This window comes from Pantoea sp. QMID4, assembly GCF_030270445.1.
GTDB classification, from domain to species: domain Bacteria; phylum Pseudomonadota; class Gammaproteobacteria; order Enterobacterales; family Enterobacteriaceae; genus Pantoea; species Pantoea vagans.
Map to the genome: position 1 here is coordinate 214,660 of NZ_BSXL01000002.1, position 12,531 is coordinate 227,190.

A 12,531-nucleotide genomic window follows, 5' to 3' on the forward strand; every position below is an offset into this window, starting at 1 on the left:
CGGATTGAGGCTAACCAGGATGAACAAAGAGATCTTAGCTGTTGTAGAAGCCGTTTCTAACGAAAAAGCCCTGCCGCGTGAGAAAATCTTCGAAGCGCTGGAGAGCGCGCTGGCGACTGCGACCAAGAAAAAGTACGAGCAGGAAATTGAAGTACGCGTCAGCATTGATCGCCGCAGTGGCGATTTCGATACTTTCCGCCGCTGGGAAATCGTAGAAGAGGTGACACAGCCGACGCGCGAGATCACGCTGGATGCGGCCCGCTTCGAAGATGAAGCATTCAATCTGGGCGAATATGTCGAAGATCAGATTGAATCGGTCACCTTTGACCGTATTACTACCCAGACCGCTAAGCAGGTTATCGTGCAAAAAGTGCGCGAAGCTGAGCGCGCGATGGTGGTTGATCAGTTCCGTGAGCAGGAAGGCGAAATCATCACCGGTGTGGTGAAGAAAGTTAACCGCGACAACATTTCCCTCGATCTGGGCAGCAATGCCGAAGCGGTCATTCTGCGCGAAGATATGCTGCCGCGTGAAAACTTCCGTCCAGGCGACCGTATTCGTGGCGTACTCTACTCTGTACGTCCGGAAGCGCGTGGCGCGCAGCTGTTCGTAACGCGTTCCAAACCGGAAATGCTGATTGAACTGTTCCGCATTGAGGTGCCGGAAATTGGCGAAGAACTGATTGAAATTAAAGCTGCAGCCCGTGATCCGGGTTCGCGCGCTAAAATTGCAGTCAAAACTAACGACAAACGTATCGATCCGGTGGGTGCCTGTGTGGGCATGCGCGGCGCGCGTGTTCAGGCTGTTTCCAGTGAACTGGGCGGCGAGCGTATCGATATCGTGCTGTGGGACGATAACCCGGCGCAGTTTGTTATTAACGCCATGGCTCCGGCCGATGTGGCGTCAATCGTGGTCGATGAAGATAATCACACCATGGATATCGCCGTAGAAGCTGGCAATCTGGCTCAGGCGATCGGCCGTAACGGCCAAAACGTGCGTCTCGCTTCGCAGCTGAGTGGCTGGGAGCTGAACGTAATGACCGTCGATGATCTGCAGGCTAAGCATCAGGCTGAAGCGCATGCAGCGATCGATATGTTCACTAAACATCTCGACATCGACGAAGAGTTCGCCACCGTACTGGTGGAAGAGGGCTTCTCCTCGCTGGAAGAGCTGGCATACGTGCCAATCAACGAGTTGCTGGAAGTCGACGGCCTCGACGAAGAGACCATTGAAGCCCTGCGTGAACGAGCAAAAAATGCGTTAACCACCCTGGCACTGGCGAAAGAAGAGAGTCTTGGAAATCAGGAGCCCGCTCCGGATCTTCTGAATCTTGAAGGCCTCGATCGTGCGCTGGCGTTCCGCCTGGCGTCAAAAGGCGTTTGCACGCTGGAAGATCTCGCTGAGCAAGGTGTTGACGATCTGACGGATATTGAAGGCCTGTCTGATGAACAAGCCGGCGCGCTGATTATGGCCGCACGTAATATCTGCTGGTTCGGCGATGACGCGTAATAACAGGAAGGAACAGCATGACAGATGTAACCGTAAAATCGCTGGCCGCAGAAATTCAGACTCCGGTCGATCGCCTGGTACAGCAATTTGCTGATGCGGGGATCCCTAAGTCTGAAAATGACGCGGTGACCCAGCAAGAGAAAGAAACCTTACTATCTCATCTGAACCGTGAACACGGTCAGGTCGGTTCAGCTAAGCTGACGCTGCAGCGTAAAACGCGCAGCACCTTGAATATTCCAGGCACCGGGGGTAAAAGTAAGTCGGTGCAAATTGAAGTCCGCAAAAAGCGTACCTATGTGAAGGGTGATGCAGAGGCTGAGCAAGCTCAGGCAGAAGCTGAAGCCGAGGCGCAGCGTGAAGCGGAAGAGCAGGCGCAACGCGAGGCTGAAGAAAAAGCCCGTCGCGAAGCTGAACAGAAAGCGCAACGTGAAGCCGAAGATAAAGCAAGGCGCGAAGCCGCTGATAAGGCCAAACGTGCAGCAGCGGAAAATGACAAAGTGACAAATCAACCTACCGACGAAGTGACCAGGGCTGCACAATCAGACAAAGCCCGTCGCGAAGCTGAAGCTGCTGAACTGAAGCGTAAAGCTGAAGAAGAAGCCCGCCGTAAGCTTGAAGAGGCTGCCCGCCTCGTAGCTGAAGAAGCCCGCCGTCTGGCTGAAGAGAAATCAGCTGAATGGGAAAAACCGGAGGAAGAGGATAAAGGCGACTATCACGTCACCACTTCGACCCACGCCCGTCAGGCTGAAGACGAAAACGACCGTCAGGTTGAAGCAGGCCGTGCGCGTGCGCGTACCACTGCTAAAGCTGCGCGTCCGGCGAAAAAAGGCAACAAACATTCCGAAGCCAAAACTGACCGTGAAGAAGCGCGTGCGCAGGTTCGTGGCGGTAAAGGTGGTAAGCATCGCAAACCTAGCGCACTGCAGCAGGGCTTCAATAAGCCAGCACAGGCCGTTAACCGCGATGTTGTGATTGGCGAAACCATCACCGTAGCCGAACTGGCGAACAAAATGGCGGTGAAAGGTTCTCTGGTCATCAAAGCGATGATGAAGATGGGCGCTATGGCGACGATCAACCAGGTCATCGATCAGGAAACTGCACAGCTCGTAGCCGAAGAGATGGGCCACAAAGTGACCCTGCGTCGTGAGAACGAGCTGGAAGAAGCGGTAATGGACGATCGTGATACCGATGCGGCACAGGAATCTCGTGCACCGGTTGTGACCATCATGGGCCACGTCGACCACGGTAAAACCTCTCTGCTTGACTATATCCGCTCCACTAAAATCGCCTCTGGCGAAGCGGGCGGTATTACACAGCACATCGGTGCTTACCACGTTGAAACCGACAACGGTATGGTCACTTTCCTGGATACCCCGGGCCACGCCGCGTTTACCGCGATGCGTGCACGTGGTGCACAGGCGACAGATATCGTTATTCTGGTGGTTGCCGCAGACGATGGCGTGATGCCACAGACTATCGAAGCTATTCAGCACGCCAAAGCCGCTAAAGTGCCGGTTGTGGTTGCCGTGAACAAGTGCGATAAGCCAGAAGCGGATCCGGATCGTGTTAAAAACGAACTGACTCAGTACGGAATTATTCCGGAAGAGTGGGGCGGCGAAAACATGTTCGTGAATGTCTCTGCGAAAGCGGGTACCGGCATTGATGACCTGTTAAACGCCATCCTGCTGCAGGCGGAAGTTCTGGAACTGACGGCTATCCGTGAAGGTATGGCGAGCGGCGTAGTGATTGAATCGTTCCTCGATAAAGGTCGTGGTCCGGTTGCTACCGTGCTGGTTCGTGAAGGTACGCTCAACAAGGGCGACATCGTTCTTTGTGGTTTCGAATATGGCCGTGTTCGCGCAATGCGTGACGAACTGGGTCGCGAAGTCATGGAAGCGGGTCCTTCTATCCCGGTTGAGATTCTGGGCCTGTCCGGCGTGCCGGCTGCAGGTGATGAAGCGACCGTGGTACGTGACGAGAAGAAAGCACGTGAAGTTGCGCTCTACCGTCAGGGCAAATTCCGCGAAGTTAAACTGGCTCGCCAGCAGAAATCTAAGCTCGAGAACATGTTTGCTAACATGACCGAAGGCGAAGTGTCTGAACTGAACATCGTCCTGAAAGCTGACGTTCAGGGTTCTGTAGAAGCCATCTCTGATTCCCTGCAGAAACTCTCCACCGACGAAGTGAAGGTGAAGATCGTGGGTTCAGGCGTGGGCGGGATTACCGAAACCGATGCGACCCTGGCTGCGGCCTCGAACGCTATCCTGCTTGGCTTCAACGTTCGTGCCGATGCCTCTGCGCGTCGCGTCATTGACGCAGAAAGCCTGGATCTGCGCTACTACTCTGTCATCTATAACCTGATTGACGAAGTTAAAGCAGCGATGAGCGGCATGCTGGCACCAGAGTACAAACAGCAGATCATTGGTCTGGCTGCAGTACGCGACGTGTTCAAATCACCGAAGTTTGGCGCGATTGCCGGTTGTATGGTGACGGAAGGTAACATCAAACGTCACAATCCAATCCGTGTCCTGCGTGACAACGTGGTGATTTACGAAGGCGAGCTGGAATCTCTGCGTCGCTTTAAAGATGACGTCAACGAAGTGCGTAACGGCATGGAGTGCGGTATCGGCGTGAAGAACTACAACGACGTTCGCGTTGGCGATATGATCGAAGTGTTTGAAATCATCGAAATTAAACGCACCATCGAGTAATAGACTGCTGATGTGTTGCAATTTGGGAGGCCTCTGGCCTCCCGAATTATTTGGGAGAAATAATGATGGCGAAAGAATTTGGTCGCCCGCAGCGCGTGTCACAAGAGCTGCAAAAAGAGATTGCGATGATCCTGCAGCGTGAGATTAAAGATCCACGCCTTGGCATGATGGTCACCGTATCCGGCGTTGAAGTGTCACGCGATCTTGCTTACGCAAAAGTGTTCGTAACGTTCCTCAACGACAAAGATGAAGATGCGATTAAGCATGGCCTGAAAGCGCTGAAAGAAGCGTCAGGCTACATTCGCATTCTGCTCGGCAAAGCGATGCGCCTGCGTATCGTGCCTGAGCTGACGTTCTTCTACGACAACTCGTTAGTCGAAGGGATGCGCATGTCTAACCTCGTCACCAGCGTCGTGAAGAACGATGCAGAGCGCCGTGGTCCGGATGCCACCGGCGATGACGAGGAGGCGTAATGAGTCGTCCGCGTCGTCGCGGTCGCGACGTCCATGGCGTGTTGTTGCTGGATAAGCCAAAAGGCGTTTCGTCGAATGATGTCCTGCAGAAAGTGAAGCGCATCTTCAACGCCAATCGCGCAGGCCATACCGGCGCGCTTGATCCACTGGCCACCGGCATGCTGCCAATCTGCCTGGGTGAAGCGACTAAGTTTTCGCAGTATCTGCTCGATTCCGACAAACGCTACCGTGTGATTGCCCGACTGGGCGAGCGCACTGACACGTCAGATGCCGATGGCAACATCGTTCAGACGCGTCCGGTCAGCTTTAGTCAGGCCGATCTGGATAGCGCCCTTGAGAGCTTCCGCGGCGACACGCTGCAGGTGCCATCAATGTTTTCAGCGCTGAAGCATCAGGGTCGTCCGCTGTATGAATATGCACGTCAGGGTATTGTGATTGAGCGTGAACCACGTCCGATTACGGTCTATGAACTGCAGTTTATTCGCTGGCAGGATAATGAGCTGGAGCTGGAAATTCACTGCTCCAAAGGCACCTATATCCGTACCATCATCGATGATCTGGGCGAAAAGCTGGGATGCGGTGCGCATGTCATCATGCTGCGACGTGTACAGGTTGCCCGTTATCCGTATGAACGGATGGTGACGCTGGAACAGCTCAACACCCTGCTGGCGGAAGCCGCAGAAGCGGGCATCCCCCTGGAAACGCAGCTCGATCCGCTGTTGTTGCCGATGGACAGCCCCGCCTCAGATTTCCCTGAAGTGAATATTCCGCCCGCCGTGGCAGATTTTTTCCGCCAGGGACAGCCGGTGCAGGCCAGCAATGCGCCTGCGCACGGGCTGGTCAGGGTATCGGAAGGCGAAGCACGTAAGTTTATCGGTATGGCAGAAATTGCCGATGATGGCCGTCTTGCGCCACGTCGTTTAGTGGTTGAGTATCAGGATTAAGCCAGGCGTTCACTTTTTGCTGATGGGGCATTTGCGTTGCTATCAGGCGCAGAGTAGAATAGCGCGGCTTTAAAGCGGGATGCTGAATTAGAGATCGGCACCCATACATTCATTTATTACTGGAGTTTATTATGTCTCTAAGCGTAGAAGCTAAAGCAGAGATCGTTGCTAAATACGGCCGTGGTGCTAACGACAGCGGTTCAACTGAAGTTCAGGTTGCCCTGTTGACCGCGCAGATTACCCATCTGCAGGGTCACTTCTCTGAGCACAAAAAAGACCACCACAGCCGCCGCGGTCTGCTGCGCATGGTATCTCAGCGTCGTAAGCTGCTGGACTACCTGAAGCGTAAAGACGTTGCACGCTACAGCAGCCTGATCGAAAGTCTCGGTCTGCGTCGCTAAGTCTGAAGAATCTGATCGTCGGGGCATTATGCGAGCTTTTGCACGGTGTGCAGCTTACGATCAGATTTGTGCGAGTTTCGTGAAAAGGGGGCCTCTATGGCCCCTTTTTTCGAGCAATCGGCAGCAATCCGGGCCAAACTGATGTATTGTTGCTTAGTGTGATCTTTAGTTTGCAGAATTTCGCGCGGCTAATGAGAGGCTTTACCGCAGGGGCGGTCGAGGGTTGTCATTAGTCGCGAGGATGCAGCTGAAGATTGGTAATCAATGGCGGGTTACAGATAGCCCAGCCCCGAAGTTAAGGACTTTGATTTTGCTGAATCCGATCGTACGCAAATTCCAATATGGTCAACATACCGTCACGCTGGAAACCGGCATGATGGCTCGCCAGGCGACAGCCGCTGTGATGGTGAGCATGGACGATACTGCAGTGTTCGTCACTGTTGTAGGTCAGAAAAAATCTAAACCAGGTCAGGACTTCTTCCCACTGACCGTAAACTATCAGGAGCGTACCTACGCTGCTGGTCGTATCCCAGGCAGTTTCTTCCGTCGTGAAGGCCGCCCAAGCGAAGGCGAAACCCTGATTGCGCGTCTGATCGACCGCCCGATTCGCCCGCTGTTCCCGGAAGGTTTTGTTAACGAAGTTCAGGTTATTGCCACTGTGGTGTCTGTCAACCCACAGGTTCACCCGGATATCGTTGCCATGATCGGTGCCTCTGCTGCCCTGGCGCTTTCGGGTCTGCCGTTTAATGGCCCGATTGGCTCTGCACGCGTGGGTTACCTCAACGATCAATATGTTCTGAACCCAACCGCAGATGAGCTGAAGCAGTCTCGTCTGGACCTGGTGGTTGCCGGTACGCAGAATGCCGTATTGATGGTTGAATCTGAAGCGGAAATCCTGTCAGAAGAGCAGATGCTGGGCGCCGTGGTCTTTGGCCATGACCAGCAGCAGATTGTTATCGAAAACATCAATGCTCTGGTTGCCGAAGCCGGCAAACCACGCTGGGACTGGCAGCCAGAAGCGGCTAATACCCCGCTGATTTCTCGCGTTGCTGCCCTGGCAGAAGCGCGCATCAGCGATGCTTACCGTATCACTGACAAGCAGGAGCGTTACACGCAGGTTGGCGTCATCAAAGACGAAACTATCGCTGCGCTGCTGGCTGAAGATGGAACACTGGATAGCGCCGAAATTGGCGACATTGTGCATAGCCTTGAGAAGAACGTCGTTCGTACCCGCATCCTGAATGGCGAGCCACGCATCGATGGTCGTGAAAAAGATATGATCCGCGGTCTGGACGTGCGTACTGGCGTGTTGCCACGTACTCACGGTTCATCACTGTTCACCCGTGGTGAGACGCAGGCACTGGTTACGGCAACACTGGGAACTACCCGTGATGCGCAGAATCTGGATGAGCTGATGGGCGAGCGTACCGACAGCTTCCTGTTCCATTACAACTTCCCTCCATACTCTGTCGGTGAAACCGGCATGGTCGGTTCGCCGAAACGTCGTGAGATTGGTCACGGTCGTCTGGCGAAGCGCGGTGTGTTAGCAGTAATGCCTAAAGCGGAAGATTTCCCTTACACCGTGCGTGTGGTGTCTGAAATTACCGAATCTAACGGTTCTTCTTCGATGGCCTCTGTCTGTGGTGCCTCACTGGCGCTGATGGATGCTGGTGTGCCAATCAAAGCCGCCGTTGCCGGTATCGCAATGGGTCTGGTAAAAGAAGATGAGAAGTTTGTGGTTCTGTCAGACATCCTGGGTGACGAAGATCACCTGGGCGACATGGACTTCAAAGTAGCCGGTAGCCGTGAAGGTATCACCGCGCTGCAAATGGACATCAAAATCGAAGGCATCACGCGTGAAATCATGCAGGAAGCCCTGAACCAGGCCAGGGGTGCACGTCTTCACATTCTGGGCGTCATGGAACAGGCTATCAGCACACCGCGTACTGAGATTTCTGAATTCGCGCCACGCATCTACACCATCAAAATCAGCTCTGACAAGATCAAAGATGTGATCGGTAAAGGCGGCTCAGTGATTCGTGCACTGACCGAAGAGACCGGCACGACGATTGAAATCGAAGATGACGGCACCGTGAAAATCGCTGCGACCGATGGTCTGAAAGCGAAAGAAGCCATTCGTCGTATCGAAGAGATCACTGCAGAAATCGAAGTGGGCCGCATTTACAGTGGTAAAGTGACCCGTATCGTTGACTTCGGTGCCTTCGTTGCTATCGGCGGCGGTAAAGAAGGTCTGGTTCACATTTCACAAATCGCTGACAAGCGCGTTGAGAAAGTGACTGACTACCTGCAGATGGGTCAGGAAGTGCCGGTTAAGGTGATGGAAGTTGATCGCCAGGGTCGCGTACGTCTGAGCATCAAAGAAGCGACAGAATCTAAGCCGCAGACTGAAGAAGCTGCAGCGGTGACCACGCCTGACGCTGAATAAGTCGTTGCTGATTTGCCCCTCTTTGCCTGGCAGAGAGGGGCGTTTGTATCATCGCGAGGGCGGGAATCCTTGTGCACAGCAGGCGGATGACAGGATGGTTATCCCAATGTTTGTATTCGGGAGTGGGAAATGAAGCCTTTTCTGCGCTGGTGTTTTGTTGCGACAGCTTTGACGCTGGCAGGATGCAGCAACTCCAATTGGCGTAAGAACGAAGTTCTTGCAGTGCCTTTACAGCCCACACTGCAGCAGGAAGTGATACTGGCGCGCATGGAACAAATTCTTGCCAGTCGCGCTCTCACCGATGATGAACGCGCACAGCTGTTATATGAGCGCGGAGTGTTGTATGATAGTTTAGGTCTGCGGGCATTAGCGCGGAACGATTTTTCGCAAGCGCTGTCTATAAGACCAGATATGCCCGAAGTGTTTAATTACTTAGGCATATATTTAACGCAGGCGGGCAACTTTGATGCCGCCTATGAAGCGTTCGATTCTGTACTTGAGCTTGATCCAACTTACAATTACGCGCATTTAAACCGTGGTATCGCCCTCTATTACGGCGGTCGATACAAGTTAGCGCAAGATGATCTGCTGGCGTTTTATCAAGACGATCCTAACGATCCTTTCCGCAGTCTGTGGCTCTATCTCGTTGAACGTGAGATGGATGTCGACAAGGCAAAAGTTGCGCTGCAACAGCGCCACGACAAAGCGGTCAGAGACCAATGGGGATGGAATATTGTCGAGTTCTACCTTGGAGATATCAACGAGAAAACGTTGATGGAAAGTCTCAAGGCGGACGCAACGGATAACACCTCGCTCGCTGAACATCTCAGTGAAACCAACTTCTATTTAGGTAAGTACTACCTAAGTCTGGGGGAGAAGGACGACGCGAAAGCGTTGTTCAAACTGGCGGTGGCCAACAACGTTAACAACTTTGTTGAACACCGATACGCATTGTTGGAACTGGCGCAACTCGGCCAGGCACAAGACGATTTATCAGAATCTGACCAGCAATAGCTGACGAACTTAATTTGCCTGTTAAACCTGTTAAGTCATCATCTTAAGGGATGAAGGCTTTTCTGTTCGTCAAAACTTCTAATTTGAGCCGGTTCACACTTTTTGATGAAAATGACTGAAAGTTTTCACGACGAGTTATGTAGACTGGCCGCCGCAATCTAAGAGGCACGTGTACTACATGACTGATATTCAAACCACTTTTGCTGACCTTGGCCTGAACGCCGACATCCTTGAATCACTGAATGGCATGGGCTATGTAAAGCCATCCCCAATCCAGGCTGAGTGTATTCCTCACCTGCTGGCGGGCCGTGACGTGTTAGGCATGGCGCAGACCGGGAGTGGTAAAACAGCGGCGTTCTCACTGCCGCTGTTAAACAACATTGACCCGACTGTTAAAGCACCACAGATTCTGGTGCTGGCACCGACCCGCGAACTGGCGGTACAGGTTGCTGAAGCAGTCACTGAATTCTCTAAACACATGCGCGGTCTGAACGTGGTTGCCCTTTACGGTGGCCAGCGTTATGACGTGCAGTTGCGCGCTCTGCGTCAGGGACCACAGGTTGTTGTGGGTACCCCTGGTCGTCTGCTTGACCACCTGAAACGCGGCACGTTAGACCTTTCTAACCTGCGCGGTCTGGTGCTGGACGAAGCAGATGAAATGCTGCGTATGGGCTTCATCGAAGACGTTGAAACCATCATGGCTCAGATCCCAGCCGGTCATCAGACTGCGCTGTTCTCTGCAACCATGCCGGAAGCGATTCGTCGTATTACTAAACGCTTCATGAAAGATCCACAGGAAGTGCGTATTCAGTCAAGCATGACGACGCGTCCTGACATCAGCCAGAGCTACTGGACCGCTTACGGTCGTAAAACAGACGCACTGGTCCGCTTCCTGGAAGCAGAAGACTTTGATGCTGCTATCATCTTCGTGCGTACTAAAAACGCGACGCTGGAAGTGGCAGAAGCGCTGGAGCGTAGTGGCTACAACAGCGCCGCGCTGAACGGTGATATGAACCAGGCTTTGCGTGAGCAGACACTGGAGCGCCTGAAAGATGGTCGTCTGGATATTCTGATTGCAACCGACGTTGCGGCTCGTGGTCTGGACGTTGAGCGTATCAGCCTGGTTGTGAACTACGACATCCCGATGGATGCAGAATCTTACGTTCACCGTATCGGCCGTACCGGTCGTGCCGGTCGTGCTGGCCGTGCGCTGCTGTTCGTTGAGAACCGCGAGCGTCGTCTGCTGCGTAATATCGAACGTACGATGAAGCTGACCATTCCTGAAGTCGAACTGCCTAACGCAGAACTGCTGGGTGAGCGTCGTCTGGCCAAGTTTGCCGCAAAAGTTCAGCAGCAGCTGGAAAGCAGCGATCTGGATCAGTACCGTGCTCTGCTGACGAAAATGCAGCCGGAAGATGAACTGGATCTGGAAACGCTGGCAGCCGCACTGCTGAAGATGGCACAGGGCGAACGTCCTCTGATTCTGCCACCAGAAGCACCACGTCCTGCACGTCGCGAATACCGCGATCGTGACGAGCGTGATGGCCGTCGTGACAGCCGTGAAGCGCGTGGCGATCGTGGCCCACGTGAAAGCCGTGATGGCGATCGTCCACGTCGCGAACGTCGTGACGTTGGCGAAATGCAGCTGTACCGCATCGAAGTGGGCCGTGATGATGGTGTTGAAGTTCGTCACATTGTTGGCGCTATCGCTAATGAAGGCGACATCAGCAGCCGTTACATCGGTAACATCAAGCTGTTCGGTAATCACTCGACTATTGAGCTGCCGAAAGGCATGCCAGGCGATGTGCTGCAGCACTTCACCCGTACGCGTATTCTGAACAAACCGATGAATATGCAGCTGCTGGGTGATGCACAGCCAAACGAAGGTCGTGGTGACCGTCGTCCGGCTGGTGGTGATCGTCGTAATGGTCCAGGCGCTGGCAACCGTGAAGGTGGTCGTCGCTTCTCTTCTGAACGCCGTGAAGGTGGTCGTGAAGGCGGCGGACGCAGCTTCAACCGTGAAGGCGGTCGTGGTCCACGTCGTGAAGAGGGCGCAGCCGCTCCACGTCGTCGTGATGCATAACGACTTAACGTCGTAACAAAAAGGGAAGCCACTGGCTTCCCTTTTTTTATGCCTGTCAGGCACCGCCGCTGATCATAACGCGCTCGCCGCTGACATAAGCGGACTCCTCAGAGGCCAGAAACAGCGCGACCTGCGCCACATCCTCCGGCAGACCAAAGCGCCCCAGCGGGGTAGCCGCCAGCAGCTGTGCCTTGAGCTGCGGGCTCATCCTCTTCGCGGCCAGCAATCCTTCGGTCAGAATCATGCCAGGTGCCAGCGCGTTAACCCGGATATTTTTTGCGCCCAGCTCGCGCGCCAGCCCCTGAGTCAGCGTATCCACTGCACCTTTGGTGGCCGCCCAGAGTACGGAACCTGGCGTACTGTTTTTACTGTTCAGGGCGCTGAGGTTGATAATGCTGCCGCCGTGCGCGGGAAAGTGACGAATCGCCTGCTGACAGACCATCAGTGTGCCGAGCAGGTTAACGTTAATCTGCTGCTGCATCTCCTCCGGCGTCAGCGCCGCAAACTCGCCATGATGAAAACTGCCCGCATTATTCACCACAATATCGGGTGCGCCGAAAGACTCTGCGGTGGTAGCGAACAACCGTTCCACATCCCGCAGATGAGAGATATCAGCCTGTACCGCCACGGCTTCACTGCCCAGTGTGACGATATCGCTGACCACGTCTGCCGCTCCCGCCTCATCCTGACGATAGTTGACCACGACCCGAGCGCCCGCTGCGGCGAACGCGATGGCAATCGCTGCACCAATGCCTTTTGAGGCGCCTGTCACCAGTGCGACTTTGTTCTGCAGTGCTTTCATTATGTCATTCTCCGCCGTAATGATTGCGTCGAAAGACTATGCGCGCTGGTGGCGAAAAGCGGGTAGCGCAATCCTGCAAGCTTCTTGCACGATCCTGCAAAAGTGCGGCTGCAGGGCAGGTATTTCGCGTGACGTCAGGTAATATCGGCA

The 12,531-nt window shown here is 54.1% G+C and carries 10 protein-coding genes; 9 read left to right on the forward strand and 1 reads right to left on the reverse strand.

What is annotated here, in order from left to right:
* Positions 1-19 precede the first annotated feature (19 nt).
* The 9 genes from nusA (at position 20) to QSK07_RS05885 (ending at position 11,579) form a co-directional block, all read left to right on the forward strand.
* The gene (gene nusA / locus QSK07_RS05850; RefSeq protein ID WP_098051668.1) at positions 20-1,507 is read left to right on the forward strand and encodes a transcription termination factor NusA; all 1,488 of its coding nucleotides are present in this window, start codon (positions 20-22) and stop codon (positions 1,505-1,507) included.
* Between the two features lie 17 nt (positions 1,508-1,524).
* Positions 1,525-4,218: a translation initiation factor IF-2 gene (gene infB, locus QSK07_RS05855; RefSeq protein WP_098051667.1), complete on the forward strand. Its 2,694-nt coding sequence runs from the start codon at positions 1,525-1,527 to the stop codon at positions 4,216-4,218.
* A 65-nt stretch (positions 4,219-4,283) separates the two neighbouring features.
* The gene (gene rbfA / locus QSK07_RS05860; RefSeq protein WP_033731320.1) at positions 4,284-4,691 is read left to right on the forward strand and encodes a 30S ribosome-binding factor RbfA; all 408 of its coding nucleotides are present in this window, start codon (positions 4,284-4,286) and stop codon (positions 4,689-4,691) included.
* Complete coding sequence (truB, locus tag QSK07_RS05865) at positions 4,691-5,635, forward strand: tRNA pseudouridine(55) synthase TruB (protein WP_098051666.1); 945 nt, start codon at positions 4,691-4,693, stop codon at positions 5,633-5,635. The genes rbfA and truB overlap by 1 nt, the downstream gene beginning before the upstream one ends.
* 131 nt (positions 5,636-5,766) lie before the next feature.
* A complete protein-coding gene (gene rpsO / locus QSK07_RS05870) occupies positions 5,767-6,036 on the forward strand; it encodes a 30S ribosomal protein S15 (RefSeq protein WP_003851063.1) in 270 nt (89 codons plus the stop codon).
* 310 nt (positions 6,037-6,346) lie between these two features.
* On the forward strand, positions 6,347-8,482 hold the full coding sequence (gene pnp / locus QSK07_RS05875; RefSeq protein WP_285721086.1) for a polyribonucleotide nucleotidyltransferase: 2,136 nt from the start codon (positions 6,347-6,349) through the stop codon (positions 8,480-8,482).
* A 129-nt stretch (positions 8,483-8,611) separates the two neighbouring features.
* Positions 8,612-9,496, forward strand: a complete 885-nt coding sequence (gene nlpI, locus QSK07_RS05880; RefSeq protein WP_010251765.1) for a lipoprotein NlpI — start codon at positions 8,612-8,614, stop codon at positions 9,494-9,496.
* A 105-nt stretch (positions 9,497-9,601) separates the two neighbouring features.
* On the forward strand, positions 9,602-9,658 hold the full coding sequence (gene yrbN, locus QSK07_RS22825; protein WP_098053093.1) for a protein YrbN: 57 nt from the start codon (positions 9,602-9,604) through the stop codon (positions 9,656-9,658).
* Positions 9,659-9,674: 16 nt separating this feature from the next.
* Positions 9,675-11,579 carry a DEAD/DEAH family ATP-dependent RNA helicase gene (locus QSK07_RS05885; protein ID WP_098051664.1) on the forward strand — a complete coding sequence of 635 codons (1,905 nt, stop codon included), beginning with the start codon at positions 9,675-9,677 and terminating at the stop codon, positions 11,577-11,579.
* 55 nt (positions 11,580-11,634) lie between these two features.
* On the opposite strand, the gene QSK07_RS05890 is transcribed toward QSK07_RS05885, so the two are convergent.
* Positions 11,635-12,381 carry an SDR family NAD(P)-dependent oxidoreductase gene (locus QSK07_RS05890; protein WP_275220359.1) on the reverse strand — a complete coding sequence of 249 codons (747 nt, stop codon included), beginning with the start codon at positions 12,379-12,381 and terminating at the stop codon, positions 11,635-11,637.
* Between the last annotated feature and the right edge of the window lie 150 nt (positions 12,382-12,531).

Excerpts from the sequence above, each read along its gene's own strand:
- infB (WP_098051667.1), top strand. The coding sequence starts at position 1,525 with ATGACAGATGTAACCGTAAAATCGCTGGCCGCAGAAATTCAGACTCCG.
- rpsO (WP_003851063.1), top strand. The coding sequence starts at position 5,767 with ATGTCTCTAAGCGTAGAAGCTAAAGCAGAGATCGTTGCTAAATACGGC.
- nlpI (WP_010251765.1), top strand. The coding sequence starts at position 8,612 with ATGAAGCCTTTTCTGCGCTGGTGTTTTGTTGCGACAGCTTTGACGCTG.
- QSK07_RS05885 (WP_098051664.1), top strand. The coding sequence starts at position 9,675 with ATGACTGATATTCAAACCACTTTTGCTGACCTTGGCCTGAACGCCGAC.
- QSK07_RS05890 (WP_275220359.1), bottom strand. The coding sequence starts at position 12,381 with ATGAAAGCACTGCAGAACAAAGTCGCACTGGTGACAGGCGCCTCAAAA.
- truB (WP_098051666.1), top strand. The coding sequence starts at position 4,691 with ATGAGTCGTCCGCGTCGTCGCGGTCGCGACGTCCATGGCGTGTTGTTG.
- rbfA (WP_033731320.1), top strand. The coding sequence starts at position 4,284 with ATGGCGAAAGAATTTGGTCGCCCGCAGCGCGTGTCACAAGAGCTGCAA.
- nusA (WP_098051668.1), top strand. The coding sequence starts at position 20 with ATGAACAAAGAGATCTTAGCTGTTGTAGAAGCCGTTTCTAACGAAAAA.